The organism is Saccharothrix hoggarensis (assembly GCF_042678885.1).
Taxonomy (GTDB): Bacteria; Actinomycetota; Actinomycetes; order Mycobacteriales; family Pseudonocardiaceae; genus Actinosynnema; species Actinosynnema hoggarensis.
Map to the genome: position 1 here is coordinate 15,110 of NZ_JBHTLK010000066.1, position 15,583 is coordinate 30,692.

The window sequence follows — 15,583 nt, forward strand, 5'->3', positions numbered from 1 at the left end:
GCCTCCCCTCACCGGTTGCGGTGAAAGTCCGGTTCATGGGAGGACACGAAGAGCCGGGCGGTCCACCGCGACACACACTCGTCGGATGGACGGTGTCGAACCGCGCGGTCCGATGTGGAACCGCCGCAACTTCCTGGCAAGCCTCGGCGTGCTGGCCACGCCCACTGTGCTCACCTCCCCCGCCCATGCTGAACCGACCGGCGGTAAAGGCCGGACGCTGGTGCTGGGTTGCGTGCTGCACTTCCTGGACGATCCGGGTGACGCGGCCGAGAACGGACCGTGGGAGCTGTTCGAGCGCGGCGCGCTCGTCGTGGAGGACGGTCACGTCGCCTGGGTGGGCGACCGCGATGCGCTGCCCCCGCGTCATCGGGGTGGCGTGGTGGTGGACTACGGCGACCGGCTCGTAGTGCCCGGGTTCGTGGACTGCCACGTGCACTACAGCCAGGTCGACGTCATCGCCAGCTACGGCAGGCAACTGCTCGACTGGCTGCAGACGTACGTCTTCCCCGTCGAGTCGCAGTTCGGCGATGCCAACCACGCCCGCAAGATCGCCGGGTTCTTCCTGGACCGGCTGCTCGCCTGCGGCACCACCACCGCCAGCGTCTTCCCGACCGTGCACACCGAGTCAGTGGACGCCTTCTGCGCCGAAGCGCGCCGGCGCGAGCTGCGGATGCTGTGCGGCAAGGTGCTGATGGACCGCGAACCGTTCGCACCGCCGTTCCTGCGCGACCCCGACGTCGACACCGCCCGCGCGCAGACCCTGGAACTGGTCGACCGCTGGCACGGCGTCGGACGGCTCGGCTACAGCCTCACCCCCCGCTTCGCGCCCAGCTCCACCGAGGCCATGCTGCGCATGGTCGGCGAGCTGCGCGCCCAACGACCCGACCTGTGGCTGCAAACCCACCTCGCCGAGAACACCGCCGAGGTAAAACTGGTGCACGAGCTGTTCGGCGGACGCTCCTACCTCGACGTCTACGACCGCCACGGCCTGCTGGGACCGCGCTCGCTCTACGCGCACTGCATCTACATCGACGACCAGGACCGCGCGCGTCTCGCCGAGACCGGGTCCGCCATCGCGTTTTGCCCCACCTCCAACCTGTTCCTGGGCAGCGGCCTGTTCGACCTGCACCACGCCCGTGCCGCCGGCGTCGCGGTCGGCCTGGGCACCGACATCGGCGCGGGCACCAGCTACTCGATCCTGCAAACCCTCAACGAGGCCTACAAGGCACTCGCGCTACAGGGACAACCGCTCTCCGGCCACCGCGGCTTCTACCTGGCCACACTCGGCGGCGCGCAAGCCTTGGACCTGACCGACAGGATCGGCAACTTCAGCCCCGGCAAGGAAGCCGACTTCGTCGTCCTCGACTGGAACGCCACCCCGGAACTCGCCCGCCGGACCCGCGTCGCGAAAACCTTCACCGAGCGCCTGTTCGCCCTGATGACGCTCGGCGACGACCGCGCCGTCCACGCCACCCACGTCCTCGGCCGACGGCATCACTCCACACACACCATCCCCATTCCTGCCGGCCGATGACAGCAGGACCGAAGCCCTCCCCGGACGAGGTCGGTCCGTCGACGAGAATGCTCGCGGCCCACCAGCGGGAACCGAATGTTCGAGCTCGACGAGGCGGCTGGAGGGGAATCGGCGATGTTGTTGCGCCGCCAGCCATTCGTGGGCCCTGCAGAAACAGGGACACATCGGTGAGCCTCTTTTTGGTCGTGTTTGCGTGTGCCCGGACGGGCGGTCTCGTCGCGCCAGTGCATCACCGCTTGCATTCGACTCCGAAAGTGCCGGTGAAGTGCCAGTTGGGGTCTTTGTACCCCGTCTTCTTCAGCACCTCATCGGTGACCTCCACCATGTGCACCCAGTGGTAGCTCGCCGGAAGTCCAAAGACGTGTTGCGGACTGGGCCGGACGTAGGAATACGTTACGGGCGCTTTCAGCACCTCATTGCCGTCGTTGTCGCGGATGCGCACGGACAGCTCGAGTGCCAACTGTCCTGCGGACAGGCCGAGCTTGGACCTCTGCCGATTGCTGAAGGTGCTTCCGAAGTCCCTGGGCTTCAGCACGCCCTTGTGCACCTTGCCTCCGCACTCGAAAGACAATGGGCCGAGCGTGTGGGCGACCTTTATCATCTCGTCAAGACTCTTCGTCACCGAGTCAAATTTGCTGAGTTCGGGGGGGAGCAGTTGCAAGCCTCCCATGCAGTAGACTTCTGCCCACTCCGCCGGCGCGCTGGCCAGTTCCCGGCTGACGATCGTGTAGCGAGCGGATTCGCCCATACGGGCCACATCCCGGGTGGCAAGGCTCCGCAGTGCGAAGCCGGTGATCGCGTACTTGTCCAGCGACGGTGCCTCCTCGGCCTTGAAGTACTCCGCGATCTTCCCCTGGGCAATCAACCGGTGTACGTCCGAGGCGTTCCCGCCGGACGAGTACACGGTCGTCTGGCCCTCACGAAGCGTCTTTTCGTACTCTGCCTTCAATTCAGCACTGACCGACGCCAGCCCTTCGTATGAGGCCTTGATTGCAGCCTTGGCATTCTTTGAGTTCTCCGTCGTCTTGAACTGGAATATGAGCCACCGCCCGAAGGTGACATCGGAGACCAGCAGCGGTGGGTTTTCCTCTCCGATTGCACCCTGTCGAATCAGTGTCGCAAGTTTCTTTTTTGTGAACGACGGCGCGAACCAGTCGCCCGGGGAAGGTTTAATCTGGCACGTCGTCGTGTATACGCGCTGGATGAAACATGCCACGATGTTCGTTTGCTTCGACTTCACCTCAGTCGATCCGCTGACTTCGCCTTTCATGCCGAAGTACGATGCGGAGACGCCCATTTCCAGCAGTGCCGCCTCCAGCGATTCCGACTCGACCATGTTGAAATACATGTCGCCGGCAGGCGATTGCTTTTCTTTGAGCAGGTTCACACGAGCCTGATTGACGGCGTTGCGGGACGCGGCGATGTCGGCGGCCGAGATGTCCCCGGTGCCGCTTAGATCAGTATCGATGGTGATCCTGGTACGATCGGCGGCAGCAATGGGGACGACGGACAATTCACCCAGTTTCGCCTTCGCGCCTTCCACTAGACAGCCCGACCACAACGCCGCCAAGGACGGATTCGGCATCAACAGCTTGTCCGGAGTGGTGCGGACATCAACCTCGGTCCGTTCGACCACGTACCACTTTCCACTCGATTCCTCGACGACCGGGCCGATCGACTCCTGCCTCCTCCTGGTGGGGTATTCCGACACCAGACTGGACCAGTCCCTGACCTTTTCTGTGAGATAGTTGTTCATGTCGGCCGGTTCGTTCGCATCGTCGGCGTTGATGGCGACCGTCGTGGATACGACGACATCACCTCGCAGTGCGCGGATCAGAACGGGTTCCGACATGTCCGCGCTCACCTGAATGCTGCACTGCTCGGCGTTGAGAACCACGGGCGGAGGAGGCGGGCTCCCGTATGGACTGCGACTGTCCTGCGGCAGCTGCACAAGGTACCGGTCGGCGTCAGGCACCGGGGCCCACTGCAAGGGTGCACCTGGCTGATAGGTCAGCACCTCCCCGTCGCTGTCGGCACTGGACAACGTGGTGGCGGACTGGTCGGCAATGGCCATCGACATCTCCCTATCGGTGCATGGATCCGCCGCCGTACGTACGACAGACCGCCTTCCACACTGGCGGTATACCTCCGGCCATCACAGCTCTTCACCCGTCAAACAACCACTGTGATAGCGGAAACCCACGGATGTGGTGCCATTCCGGGGACTTGGACTGCACCCTTTGCCACCACAACACGACCGTGCGTCCCTCAAGGGTGGAGGCCCGGCCTGACGCTCCACCCGACGGGATCGGTGGTCCGACTCGACAACCGTGCCCGACGTGCCCCACGGTCAGCCCTGCCACCTTCGTCGATGTCGCCGGGCGCACCGCCCGCACAGCGGCAGGACCACCTCAGCCGGGTGGAAAGAACAGCCAATACCGTCCGGGATGCGATTGACCGGCTCGACTCGGTCCGCGCCGTGATCGACCTGGGTCTGCTGCACGCGGTCGAGCACGACCGCGACACCGGCTGCATCGCCGTCGAACCCGGCCGAGCCTGTGGGACGTCTACTACAAGCTGCACCGCCGCTGGGGCACCACCATCCCCGGCGGGTCTAGCGCCACGGTCGGCGCGGGCGGCCACATCGTCGGCGGCGGCTACGGCCTGCTCCCCCGCCGCGACAAGCTCACCGTCGACCACCTGCACGGCGTCGAGGTCGTCACCGCCGACGGTGAAATCCGCCTGGTCACCCGCGACAGCACCGGCCCCGACCACGCCATGTGGTGGGCCCACACCGGCGGCGGTGGCGGCAACTTCGGCGTTGTCAGGAGCGGCATGTCAGTCAAATCTCGGTCTAGTGGCCGACGCTCAGGAACGCGGCTGGGAACGCGAGGTCGAACGGCATCAACGCACGGCCGACCGTATCCGCCAGTTGCTCGGAGAGCTGGGGAATCGCCGTGAGCATGCGATCAGCTCTGGAACGATACGGCGGTGTCGAGATTGAGCGGAGGGAATCCACCGATGAGTTACCCGCAGAAGGTGTCGATGCCCGGCCAGGTCTGGGGTCTGGCAACACCGGACGCGTCGGGGCCACTGTTCCTGACCAGCTACAACGGGCGCAATTTGTCGACCACCGTGCTCTCGGCGTTGGACCTGACAGGAACCGTGCTGTGGCGCCGCGAGTTCGACGGGCATCCCAGCCCGCCGCGTGTCAGCGACGGCGGCACGGTGTGGATCGCTCACTCCGGATCCGGAGGCCAGATGGTCAGCGAGTTGGACGCCGCCGGATCGGTGCTGCGCTCGATCACGCTCGAGCACGCGTCCCACGAACACCTCGGGGCGTTCGTGCTGCTCCCCGACGGCATCTGCGCGGCGTGGCTGCCTGCGGCCCGCCGCCGCGGCGTAGAAGCGGGTCGAACCGCCCGCGTCGCGCGCTACGACGAGGACGGCACCTGCCGGTGGTCGACGCCGGCCGTTCTCGATCGACTGGCCCATCCGGGCGTCGTTGAGACGAGCGCCGACAACGACTGGCAGGTACGACCGATGAAGCCATGGACACCGCGGACGATCGAGGTGTCGCATCGGGAGCCGCTGCTGGTCTCCGGCAACCGGATCGCGGCCACCTTCGCTGATGGCGGCAGCGGCATCGCTGTCACGTTCTTCCTGGACACCGTGACCGGGCAGGTCATCGCCACTACCCGGCCCGGTCCCAGCGCACGCAAGGCGATCGCGGGGCCAGGCGAGTTCCTCATCGGATCCCAGGGCTACGGCGCGTTCAGCACAGCCCGGTACGGCCCGTCCGGCATCGTGACAGACGAGTGGCCAAGCCACGCCATGATGCTCGTCGACCGTCATGGCTACATCCGCGGCCCAGAGTCGGAGAACGTCCTGCCGTCCCGGTCCCGTTTCCGCGGCCTCGGCCCTGGCGGCACACTGCGCGACGGCCCGGCGCTCTCGGGCTACTACACCGCCTACCCGGCACTGGACCGCGATGGCACCGCGATCTTCTGGCGTGATGGTCGGCTGCTGGCTGTCGACGCCGACTTCGAGATGCATGAGTTGTTCGCCATGGCCGACGAGCGGGCGGTAATGAGCAGAATCCTGCTGCTCGATCAAGGACAGGTCGTCTTTGCCCTGCAGAACGAACTGTTCATCTTCGGTGACACCGGCCTCGGACCACTCGACACAGGAAGCTGGCCGTGTGCAGACGGCAACCTTCGAGGCAACCCCGTCATGTACCAATGAACCGGAGCTGATGGAGCGACGGAGCGCCCGGGTCAGAAGCCGGCTCGACTGGATGACACACAACGGGGCGGATCTGAGTTCGAAGGTCCTGCAAGTGTCCAGATAAAGCAGGAACACGCGTTCGCGGCGGTGGACGGCGCCGACGCGAACGCTACGCCAGAGCGCGTCATACCCCGCTTCGCCCAGGTCGCCGAGTACACGGTGGAGTCCTCCGTTGCGCCAGCGAAGCGCGGCGACGTTCTCCACGATGAGGAGTGCGGGTCGTAGTACGCCTGCGGGCTCCCTTCTCGATGCCCGCGCGCTTCCCGGCGGCGGAGATGCCGCACTCCAACACCGCTGGGAGCAAACACGGGAGCAAACGGGGAGCACCAACCCATGACCACCTTCGCCAATACGGAGGTGGTCAAGATCTTTTGCGCCCACATTGCTCCCCGCAACGATCAATGGCCCGCAGACGAAGATCGTCTACGAGCCATTGACCTGGAAGAACACACCGTGGGCGATACTGGGATTGAACCAGTGACCTCTTCGGTGTGAACGAAGCCAACATAACGTCTCCACCAGCGGAAATGCAATCCTTGCAGCGAAAATCGGCCATTGGGAGCCGTTGAATGCGGTTCAACGTTATTGAATTCGTCCGACGGCTCCCATTCTGCTCCCAACAACCCGCTCCCCCGTGCTCCTGGAAGCCGTGAACTGCCGTTGCCGCTATGGTCGTGTCGTGGCGTCACGACGAGGGGGCCGCAGGTTGCGGTCGTGGCTGGTGGTCTGTTCAGCGCTTTCGGTGGTCGCTGTGGTGATCGGTGCGTGGTGGTGGGGTACACGAGTCGACGACCTCCCCGCAGGCGAGGCGCCGCTCGAGGGCTCTCTGATCAACCGGGTCGTGGAAGGGCCGCTGGACGCGATCTCGCGGACCGCGGGGGTGACGTGGCAGACGCCGCCGACGACCCAGCCGCCGTCAAGTCTGCTTCCAGGGCCGTCGGAGGTGCGCCCCACGGGGTGAGCCGCACCTCCGACGTCGGTTCTCTATCCGGTGGCGTCAGCCCGGTTCGGTCGCGGCCCACAGGCACAGCAGCCACTGTTCCTGACCGTCGGCTTCGCCACGGTGCGCTCGGAGCACGAAGTGCGGGGAAGGCAGTTCGATGTCCCACTCCTCGTAGAGCCCCAGCCCCGGTTGCTGGATGCCCGCTGTCGCCACCCCTTCCCAGCGAACGGTGGCGGTGGCGGTGTCGGCCCAGGCGCGCCACGCAGCCAGGTCGCGCCTCAAGCGGCCCGGCCGACCACGGACCATCCGCTCGATCCGCCTGCTGGTAGTGCGCCTGGCGCGGGAGAATCCCGCCTGGGGCTACCGCCGCATCCACGGCGAACGTTTCGTCCTCGGTATCAAGATCGCCGCGTCCACGGTGTGGCAGATCCTCCAGGACGCCGGGGTCGACCCTGCACCCGAACGCACTACGACGACATGGTCGGCCTTCCTCCGCTCCCAGGCCGATGCCCTGATGGCCTGCGACTTCTTCGAGACCACCATCCTGAACGGCACCCGCCTCTACGTGGTCGCGGTGATCGAGCACGCCAGCCGCCGGGTCCGAGTCCTCGGTGCCACCACCGCGCACCCCGCCGCCTCCTGGGTCACCCAAGCCGCCAGGAACCTCGCCATGGACCTCGACGACGCGGGCAGACGCGCGCGATTCCTGATCCGCGACCGCGACGGATCCGCAGCTGCCGCCACGAACTGCTCGACCGCACCCTCATCTGGAACCGGCAGCACCTGCTGCGCACCCTGCGCGAGTAGGAGCAGTTCTACAACAACCACCGCCCCCACCAGGGCATCACCAACGCCCGACCACTGCGCACTGCCACCAGCCGTCACCGATCAAGCAGCGCTCATCCGACTCGACGTCCGCCGACGGCAACGACTGGGCGGCATCCTCAACGAGTACCACCACGCCGCCTGACCCGCACGGACGACATTCTCGGCAAGCACAGGGATATTCGACCGAAAAGTGGGCAGCTATCGCGACAACATCGTGCTTTATGCGGAGATAACCGGTTCCAGCGCGGTGACGGATTCCACAAGGACTGGCGCAGTCGACGAGGTCTCGCCAACACGCTCAATCATGACGACCTGGCACAAATAAATAGTGTAAATCCGCACACGCCTGACGCGTTCCGCCACGCCGATTTCGGCGGCCGAACACCACTATAACGTCGCTGACGTGGGTGCAGCCGGCAACGCCCAGCGCAACGTGCGCGTGATGCCGTGGCCGGCCAGCCGGGCGACGGTGTTGTCGAACACCGGTAGCAGTGGCAGCCGCAGCGGCAGCCGGGTCCAGGCGGGCAGCGATGCCACGCTCGCGGCGGCCAGCGCGGCGTAAGGGCCGCGCACCAGCAGCGGGACCGGCGGAGTGAGTAGGAGGAACCGGGCGGCGTCGCGGGCGGCCGGTGTGCCGCGTAGTTCCGGGCGGTAGGCCGCCAGGCGGGCCTTCAGCTCGGCGACGGTGGTCGGTGGGTCGAGGACACCCACTGCCGATGCGACGCGCGCCATGTCGTTGACGTACTCGTCTTTCTCTGTGACTTCCAGCGGGTTGGCGCCGTACCGTTGGTGGCAGCGCAGGAAGCTGTCGACCTCGGCGGCGTGCACCCAACCCAGCAGGTGCGGATCGGACGCGTGGTAAGGCACGCCCCAGGCGGTGACGCCTTTGATGCGGTCGTGGACGAACCGGACGCGGTCAACGGCTTTCTGGGCGTCGACCGCGGTCCCGAACGTCGTGGTGGCCAAGAAGGTGCTCGTGCGTTGGAGTCGGCCCCACGGGTCGTCGCGGTAGTCCGAGTGGCCGGCGACGGCGGCCATCGCCAGCGGGTGCAGCGATTGCAACAGCAGTGCCCGCAGGCCGCCGATGAACATCGCGGCATCGCCGTGCACCCGGCGGATCGGCCGGTCGGGACCGAACCATCTCGGCCCAGGGGCGTCGTGTATGCGCGCGCGGCGGAGTTCACCGTCCGGACCCGCCACCCGCGTGAACAGCGCGTCGGCGACATACCGGCGCAGCGGTTCGGTGTCCATGCGCATCACCTCGTCGTGTCGAGCCTATGTGCCCGGGACGATTTACGTCATCGGACCTGGTCCAGCTTCCTCCGGGTGGAACGGTGGTCGACCGTCGCAGCCGTCGCGGGTGCCGTCCTATCGGCCCGGCACGCGCATCTCCGCAGCGAAGCAAAGCCGATCGGTGCGCTACGGCGATCGCCCCTGCGCGGGCCGGTTCGGCCGCGACCCGTCGCTCGGACCTTCGCTGCGGGCTCGGTCGACCAGCGTGTCCTGGTAGTGCCGTGCCCACCGCACCACCAGGGGTGCGACCGGTGTCAGAAGCAGGTCGAGGGCGTTGCTCAGCGGAGGCAGGCCGGCCAACCGCGCGGTGCCGAGCCAGCGCGGCACGGTGACGGTGCGGTGGCGGGGCCCGGTGAGGCATCGGTGCACCTCGTCGGCGACGCGTTCGGGCCGGGTGCCGAACGTGCGCCCTCGTCGGCCTTCGTCGTCGTCCGGTCGCAGTCCGGCTGCGCGGAGGAGCCACTCCGTGCGCACCGGACCGGGGTTGACGCTGTGGATGCGCAGGCCCGGTGGCGATTCCCGGCGCAGCGCGTGGACGAGACCGTCGACCGCCGCCTTGGTGGTCGAGTACAGCGACAAGGGAGGGATCGGAACCCACCCGGCGACGGAGGCGATCATCACCACATCGCCGCGACGCTGCGCGAGTTGCGGCAGAGCCAGCCGGGTCAGATCCGTGACGGCGACGACGTTCAACCCGATCACGTCGCGGACGGACTCCGCGTCCAGATCGGTGAGCAGTCCCACCCGGCCCGTGCCCGCGTTGTTGACGAGCACGTCCAGGCGGCCGTGGCGTTCGATGACGTAGTCGATCAACTCGCGGCGTTGTCGGTGCTCGGTGAGATCGCACGCGACCGGATCGACGGTTCCCGGGAGGCTGCCGGCCGCCGTTCGCAACCGCTCTTCGTCACGGGCACACGTCACGACGGTGGCGCCCGCGGCGGCGAGACGCGCGACGATCGAACGTCCGATGCCCGCGGAACCGCCGGTCACCAGCACGACTCGTCCTTCGACTGGTCGTTGGGAAGACATGCTGGTGGCCTACCCGTTCCATCGCGGCCGACGCATGGATGCTGGTTCGGGTTATCGGCGGGCCGGGTGGTCTCCTGCGGTAACGGCGTCGACGGTCGGCGCGGGGGTCGAGCAGACGAGGACACCGCACGGACGACCTACCACTCCCGCATGCCTGTGACCTCGGTGAACCGCTCGATATCCGGTCAGGGCAGGTGCTGGTGTCGCGCCATGACCGCGATCATCCTCTTGATCAGCGGGACGTCGAGCGTTCCCGCTCCGAGGCCGATCTCGACGAGGCGGTCGAAGGCCCGCCGATCCTGATGGGCCGCGGCGGTGGCGATGTCGACAAACGGCGGCAGTCGGGTGAGGCGGGCGAGCACGTCGGTGTGGCGGAGGTGCCTGCCGAGCGTGTGGTGCAAGGACCGGCGGTAGGAACGGGCGGGGTCCGGTGACGTGGCGGCGGCACCGGCCAGGGCGCCGGAGAGCACCGCGTAGTAGATGCCTTCACCGGTCAACGGGTTGATGAGCGATGCGGCGTCACCCGCCAGCAGCACCTGTCCGTGCGTGACGCCGGGCCGGCCTGGGGACAGTGGCAGCCGGTGCCCGCGCAATCGCAGCGGAGGCATGTCGGGGAGCAGTTCGTGCAGCCGTGCGGTCAACTCCGCGCGGGTCGATGTTGTGGTGCGGACCAGCTCTCCGTAGCCGACGTTGGCGGTGCCGTCGCCGACCGGGAACACCCAGGCGTAGGCCGGCCAGTGCGCGGCGGCCATGATGAGCCGCTGTTCGCTGACCGGCCACGGATCGGCGCTGGTGTAGCCGCGTAGCGCGATCGCGAGGGTGCCCGCCCGTGCGCCGCCGGCGCCGCACTGTCGCCGCACGACCGACTCAGCGCCATCCGCGCCGATGACTGTCCGCGCGTGGACGGCGCCGTCGATGACGACCGTCCCCTCCTGCTGCACGAGCGTGCGGACACGACGTCGCTCGAGCACCGCGCCCGCGTCCAGGGCGGCGTGCACGAGCCTCGCGTCGAGCAGCACACGAGGGATCACGAAGGCCGGCCGCGCGAAACTCCGCCGGACCTGCGTGCCTCCGGGCGACACGAGGCGCAGTGTGGTGACCGGCGTGGTGCCGACCGACAGTTCGGCGACTGCCACCCCGAGACCGGCGAGCACGTCCATGGCGTGCGGCGCGACCCCGTCACCGCAGACCTTGTCGCGGGGGAAGTCGGCGGAGTCCAGCATCAGCACGCGTGCCGACGGGTCGGCGCGCAGTGCGGCGATCGCTGCGGTCGACCCCGCAGGTCCGGCTCCGACGACCACCACGTCCCAATCGACGCCTCGCCGTGATCCGCCGCGCATCAGCGTGCGAGTTGGTCGACGATTGTGCTGAACAGTCTGGGTGCCCGGACGGTCGCCGGCACGATCCGCCGTGCCAGTGCGGGGCGTCCGCGTGTCCACAGCAAGGTTTCGGTCAACCACCGTGACCGTCGCGACGTCCGCTTCCAAGCGCGGTCGTAGTCGGAGGGTCGGTCCGCGCGCAGGCAGCGGACCAGTTCCGCGGCAGTGGTCAGGGCCAATGCGAGCCCTTCCCCGGTGAGGGCGTCGACGTAGCCGGCCGCGTCCCCGACGAGCAGGACGCGTCCCGCAACTCGCTTGGAGGCGCGTTGCCGCAGCGGGCCGGCGCCCCGGACGGTCGAGACGGGTTCCGCCCCGGAGATCCATGACGCGAGTTCGGGAAACGCCGTGAGCTGTTCGGTGAACCCGCCGCGCATCGACGACAGGATCGCGACGCCGACCGTGTCCGGTCCGACCGGTGTCACGTAGGCCTCCGACCGCGCCGCCCACGTCACCTCGACGGCGTTGGTGACCGGCGCGAGGGCGTAGTGACGGCGCAATCCCCAGCGGAGTGTGCCCGCCAACCGGCCGGTGCCGTCCTTGGTCAGGCCCGCCAAGCCGCGCACCACGGAGTGCAGCCCGTCGGCACCGATCAGGTAACGCGCTCGCAAGCCGCCCGCCCGCACGTGGTCGCCGTGCTGCGAGATGCCGGTGACCGCGATCGGCAGGACCGGCACGCCGTGCCGGAGCACCTCCTCGCGCATCGCGTCGTGGAGCGCGGTGCGCCGCACCCCCCTGCCGGGTCCCGCGCGAAACGCGGCATGTGCGGCCATCGCCCCCTGTCGGTAGGTGATGCCCTCGATGGGGTGCCCCGGTGGGTCGATCCCGAGCGCGGCCAACGCGCGCACGGCCCCCGGCATCAGCCCTTCCCCGCACGCCTTGTCGATCACCCCGGTGCGCTTCTCGCACACCGCCACGTCCATACCCGCACGCGCGCACCCCAGCGCGACGGCGAGCCCGGCCGGACCGCCGCCCACGACGACCACGTCGTGCAGGCGCTCAGGCATATGCCGATCTCAACGCTTGGTTCTCCGCACGGATCCGCACCATCAGCAACCCGGCGTTGACCACGGTGAATACCACAGCCGTCAGCCATGCCCCGTGCACGAGCGGCAGGGCGAAACCCTCGACGACGACGGCGACGTAATTCGGGTGGGGGACCAAGCGGTACGGGCCGCCGGTGACACGGGCGAGCCCGGGGACGACCACGATACGGGTGTTCCACTGACGACCGAGGGTGCGGATGCACCACCACCTCAGCGCCTGTGAGGCGACCACCAGCGCGAGCATCGGCCATCCCAGGGCAGCCGTGAATGCCCGGTCGCCGAACCACACCTCGAGCACACAGCCGACCAGGAGACCGGTGTGCAGCACGACCATGAAGGGGTAGTGCCCGAACCCGGTTTCACGTCCGCCCCTGGCCAAGCTCCACGCCAGGTTGCGCTTCGCGACAATCAGCTCGGTCAGCCGCTCCGCCGCGACCAACCCGACCAGCATCGCGTACCAGAACTGGCTCACCATCGCAGCAGCACCAACTCGGCGCAGAAACCCGGACCCATGGCCAGCACCACACCCCAGTCACCGGCGGAGGCCGGCCGACCTGCCAGCGTGTCGGCGAACACGTGCAGCACCGATGCCGACGACAGGTTGCCGATCCGGTGCAGCGAATCCCACGTCATCGCCAAGTCGTCCTCGTCCAGGCCCAGCACGGACTGGATCGATTCGAGCACCTTCGGCCCACCGGGGTGGCAGATCCAGCGCGCGACATCGCCGATGCCCAACCCGTGCGACGACAGCAGCCGCTCGACGTCCTTCGCGAGGTGCGTGCGCACGAGGTCCGGGACCTCCGCGCCCAGCACCACCTTCAGACCCGTGCCACCGATGTCCCACCCCATCGCGCGTTCGGAATTCTCGTACAGGTGACTGACCGAGTCCACGACCCGCGGTCCCCTCGCCGCGGCCGGGTGCCGGTCACTCACCGCGATCACCGCAGCGGCGCCGTCACCGAACAGCCCGGACGCAACCATGTTGGCAACGCTGCGATCCGCGCGCTGCAGGGTGAGCGAGCACAGTTCGACCGACACCAGCATCGCCACCGACATCGATCCGCCGCGCAGGAAGTCGTGCAGCCGCGCGATGCCCGCCGCTCCTGCCACGCAACCCAACCCGAAGAGCGGCAGGCGCTTGACGTCCGGACGTAGCCCGATCCGCGCCGCGATGCGCGCGTCCAGGGAGGGCACCGCGATGCCGGTCACGGTCGTGGACACCACGAGATCGACGTCGGAAGGCAACAGTCCCGCCTCATCAAGAGCGGCGAGTGCGGCCTCGCAGCCCAAATCCACCGCCACCGACAGGAACGCGTCGTTCGTCGCCGTGAACCCTTCGAGGTCGCCGTAGCGCTCGATGGGCAGCGCCAGGTGACGAGAAGCGACCCGCGCACTGGTGTGGAACCGGTTCGCCACAGCTCGCGCGGCCTGATCCGGCAGACACAGCCGACCGAACAGCTCGGTCAGCTGCGCCTGCGGATATCGGTGCGGCGGAAGCACACCCCGGACCCCGGCGATCGTCGTCACCCGTTCCACGGTACGGCTTGTGCCTACACTCGGCAGATGACCGGATCGCCGGCGGCACGGGACGGGGCACTCGACCGCGCGTGGACCGGGCACCGGTGGCGGGGATCGCTGCGGGGCCTCGTCGGGGCGTGCCACCCTGTTCCAGGACTCGCGGTGACCCTGGTGGCCGTGCTGCTGGCCGTCGGTGCGGGGCTCCCCGCCGAGCGGATCGCGTTGCTCGGCGCCGCAGTGCTCACCGGCCAGCTCTCGATCGGCTGGTCCAACGACTGGATCGACGCCGCACGCGACCGCGCCGTCGGGCGACTGGACAAGCCGGTGGCCAACGGAACCGTCCCGCGCACGGTTGTCGCCGTCGCCGCGTCGACCGCGCTGGTAGCGACGATCGTGTTGTCATCGCTGCTCGGGTGGGCCGCGGCCGCCGCCCTGCTGATCGGGGTCGCGGCCGGATGGGCCTACAACCTCCGGCTCAAGGCCACCATCTGGTCCGGCGCGACCTACCTCATCGCCTTCGGCGCTCTTCCCGTCGCACCGTACGTCGCGATGCCCGGCCAGCCGTGGCCGCCGTGGTGGATACCGGTCACAGGCGCACTGCTCGGGTTCGGCGCCCACTTCGCGAACGTCCTGCCCGACCTGCAGGCAGACGCTGAAACAGGAGTCCGCGGGCTCCCACAGCGGCTCGGTCCCCGTATCGGCGTGATCGTCATGGCCCTGGCGCTCACCGCCGCCTCGGTCGTGCTCGGCACCGCACCCGCCACCACCTCGGCGGAATTCGCGCTGTCCGTGTCGGCCATCGGCGTCCTGCTCGCCGTCGCCGCCACCGTGGCCGCCATCCGGACACCACGCAGTCCTGCGGCATTCCGACTGACGATCATGATAGCGATTTTCGATGTCGTGCTGCTGATAACGAACGCGAGTTGAGCCGTAGGTGTACCGCCGGGACAACCGTTCTCAGATGCGCTAACAGCTCATCCGAAGCTCAAGCCGAACACCCACCCACAGTTCCTCCCCGATTCGGCCGACCACTTAATCGGTGATCACCGAAGCAAGCGCGCAACCTTTCCAATCTACGGCGCCCACTCGTTCGGGGGACCGTCGTACGTCTCGAGATGCGGTGGGTCGATGTGGCGAGCTGAATGTCAAGCGGAGGTCGTTCCTCCGCTTGACCGGACCGACGGACGGACGGGACGCGTGTGATTCGACGGCGACATTCGATGCCAGCGTGACGTCATCGGATCACACGCACCATCCCGGTGATGCCTAACCGACAGGGCCGGCGTAGGGTCTGGTTCGGCTCACAATATGCCGGATCGGCGGTTTGCTGATCTCGAGAACCTGAGCAAGCTGGCTCGCGCCGCTTGCGTTTCGCAGGTGGGCGATGGCCTGTTCCACCGCACTAAATGGGACCAACGCTGACATTCCAGGTCTTGCCGGCGGGTGTCTGTTGCTCGTGGCCGGAGCGTTCGCGTGGGGTCTAATGGCCGCGGTGCCATGGTAGCCCAAGCCCGCGACGACCTCGTTGTTCACGAGGATCTGACTGAATGCGGTGAAGGTATAGGCGTTGCCGGGTGCGACCCTCGACGGGTAGGTGACGGCGAGCAGGTGCCGTCGGTGACCACCAAGACCTGCATGGTCACGCCGGCACGGCGGTGCTCAGCGCTCGGGCGATGGCACGATGCCGGTCTCGGAGGCTGCCCAGGAGGCGAGCAGCGACAGCGCCTGC

13 protein-coding genes and 1 pseudogene are annotated in these 15,583 nt (G+C 67.8%); 6 read left to right on the forward strand and 8 right to left on the reverse strand.

Going from position 1 to position 15,583, the window contains the following annotated elements; genetic code table 11:
- The first annotated feature begins 85 nt into the window (after positions 1 to 85).
- Positions 86 to 1,534: a guanine deaminase gene (gene guaD, locus ACFQ3T_RS15245; RefSeq protein WP_380723911.1), complete on the forward strand. Its 1,449-nt coding sequence runs from the start codon at positions 86 to 88 to the stop codon at positions 1,532 to 1,534.
- Between the two features lie 229 nt (positions 1,535 to 1,763).
- Here guaD and ACFQ3T_RS15250 read toward each other — a convergent pair whose 3' ends face one another.
- Entirely contained in the window at positions 1,764 to 3,608 is a 1,845-nt protein-coding gene (locus tag ACFQ3T_RS15250; protein WP_380723912.1) for a thiol-activated cytolysin family protein, read from the reverse strand.
- Between the two features lie 527 nt (positions 3,609 to 4,135).
- Here ACFQ3T_RS15250 and ACFQ3T_RS15255 point away from each other — a divergent pair.
- The 3 genes and pseudogenes from ACFQ3T_RS15255 to ACFQ3T_RS15265 all read left to right on the forward strand — a co-directional run.
- Positions 4,136 to 4,264 (forward strand): annotated as a pseudogene (locus ACFQ3T_RS15255) (hypothetical protein); the annotation flags it as partial.
- Positions 4,265 to 4,555: 291 nt separating this feature from the next.
- Positions 4,556 to 5,779: a hypothetical protein gene (locus ACFQ3T_RS15260; RefSeq protein WP_380723913.1), complete on the forward strand. Its 1,224-nt coding sequence runs from the start codon at positions 4,556 to 4,558 to the stop codon at positions 5,777 to 5,779.
- Positions 5,780 to 6,154: 375 nt separating this feature from the next.
- The gene (locus tag ACFQ3T_RS15265) at positions 6,155 to 6,316 is read left to right on the forward strand and encodes a hypothetical protein (protein WP_380723914.1); all 162 of its coding nucleotides are present in this window, start codon (positions 6,155 to 6,157) and stop codon (positions 6,314 to 6,316) included.
- Between the two features lie 502 nt (positions 6,317 to 6,818).
- Here ACFQ3T_RS15265 and ACFQ3T_RS15270 read toward each other — a convergent pair.
- Entirely contained in the window at positions 6,819 to 6,977 is a 159-nt protein-coding gene (locus tag ACFQ3T_RS15270) for a hypothetical protein (RefSeq protein WP_380723915.1), read from the reverse strand.
- Positions 6,978 to 6,993: 16 nt separating this feature from the next.
- Here ACFQ3T_RS15270 and ACFQ3T_RS15275 point away from each other — a divergent pair, with 16 nt between their 5' ends.
- On the forward strand, positions 6,994 to 7,734 hold the full coding sequence (locus ACFQ3T_RS15275) for a hypothetical protein (RefSeq protein ID WP_380723916.1): 741 nt from the start codon (positions 6,994 to 6,996) through the stop codon (positions 7,732 to 7,734).
- A 245-nt stretch (positions 7,735 to 7,979) separates the two neighbouring features.
- Here the strand turns inward: ACFQ3T_RS15275 and ACFQ3T_RS15280 are convergent, their stop codons facing one another.
- From ACFQ3T_RS15280 to ACFQ3T_RS15305, 6 genes are all read right to left on the reverse strand, one after another.
- Positions 7,980 to 8,843 carry an oxygenase MpaB family protein gene (locus tag ACFQ3T_RS15280; protein WP_380723917.1) on the reverse strand — a complete coding sequence of 288 codons (864 nt, stop codon included), beginning with the start codon at positions 8,841 to 8,843 and terminating at the stop codon, positions 7,980 to 7,982.
- A gap of 168 nt (positions 8,844 to 9,011) precedes the next feature.
- Complete coding sequence (locus ACFQ3T_RS15285) at positions 9,012 to 9,914, reverse strand: SDR family oxidoreductase (RefSeq protein ID WP_380723918.1); 903 nt, start codon at positions 9,912 to 9,914, stop codon at positions 9,012 to 9,014.
- Between the two features lie 185 nt (positions 9,915 to 10,099).
- Positions 10,100 to 11,254 (reverse strand): NAD(P)/FAD-dependent oxidoreductase, encoded by a 1,155-nt coding sequence (locus ACFQ3T_RS15290; RefSeq protein ID WP_380723924.1) that lies wholly within the window; start codon positions 11,252 to 11,254, stop codon positions 10,100 to 10,102.
- On the reverse strand, positions 11,254 to 12,297 hold the full coding sequence (locus ACFQ3T_RS15295) for an NAD(P)/FAD-dependent oxidoreductase (RefSeq protein WP_380723919.1): 1,044 nt from the start codon (positions 12,295 to 12,297) through the stop codon (positions 11,254 to 11,256). Before ACFQ3T_RS15295 ends, ACFQ3T_RS15290 begins: the two co-directional genes overlap by 1 nt.
- Positions 12,290 to 12,808: an isoprenylcysteine carboxyl methyltransferase family protein gene (locus tag ACFQ3T_RS15300; protein ID WP_380723920.1), complete on the reverse strand. Its 519-nt coding sequence runs from the start codon at positions 12,806 to 12,808 to the stop codon at positions 12,290 to 12,292. The genes ACFQ3T_RS15295 and ACFQ3T_RS15300 overlap by 8 nt, the downstream gene beginning before the upstream one ends.
- Positions 12,805 to 13,863, reverse strand: coding sequence for a type III polyketide synthase (locus tag ACFQ3T_RS15305; protein WP_380723921.1), 1,059 nt, complete (start codon positions 13,861 to 13,863; stop codon positions 12,805 to 12,807). Before ACFQ3T_RS15305 ends, ACFQ3T_RS15300 begins: the two co-directional genes overlap by 4 nt.
- A 153-nt stretch (positions 13,864 to 14,016) precedes the next feature.
- Between ACFQ3T_RS15305 and ACFQ3T_RS15310 the strand changes: the two genes are divergently transcribed.
- On the forward strand, positions 14,017 to 14,781 hold the full coding sequence (locus tag ACFQ3T_RS15310) for a UbiA family prenyltransferase (protein ID WP_380723922.1): 765 nt from the start codon (positions 14,017 to 14,019) through the stop codon (positions 14,779 to 14,781).
- Positions 14,782 to 15,583: the final 802 nt, after the last annotated feature.

What these genes read in the sequence shown, in the direction of transcription:
- guaD (WP_380723911.1), top strand. Translation starts at nt 86, where the DNA reads ATGGACGGTGTCGAACCGCGCGGTCCGATGTGGAACCGCCGCAACTTC.
- ACFQ3T_RS15250 (WP_380723912.1), bottom strand. Translation starts at nt 3,608, where the DNA reads ATGGCCATTGCCGACCAGTCCGCCACCACGTTGTCCAGTGCCGACAGC.
- ACFQ3T_RS15260 (WP_380723913.1), top strand. Translation starts at nt 4,556, where the DNA reads ATGAGTTACCCGCAGAAGGTGTCGATGCCCGGCCAGGTCTGGGGTCTG.
- ACFQ3T_RS15265 (WP_380723914.1), top strand. Translation starts at nt 6,155, where the DNA reads ATGACCACCTTCGCCAATACGGAGGTGGTCAAGATCTTTTGCGCCCAC.
- ACFQ3T_RS15280 (WP_380723917.1), bottom strand. Translation starts at nt 8,843, where the DNA reads ATGGACACCGAACCGCTGCGCCGGTATGTCGCCGACGCGCTGTTCACG.
- ACFQ3T_RS15285 (WP_380723918.1), bottom strand. Translation starts at nt 9,914, where the DNA reads ATGTCTTCCCAACGACCAGTCGAAGGACGAGTCGTGCTGGTGACCGGC.
- ACFQ3T_RS15290 (WP_380723924.1), bottom strand. Translation starts at nt 11,254, where the DNA reads ATGCGCGGCGGATCACGGCGAGGCGTCGATTGGGACGTGGTGGTCGTC.
- ACFQ3T_RS15295 (WP_380723919.1), bottom strand. Translation starts at nt 12,297, where the DNA reads ATGCCTGAGCGCCTGCACGACGTGGTCGTCGTGGGCGGCGGTCCGGCC.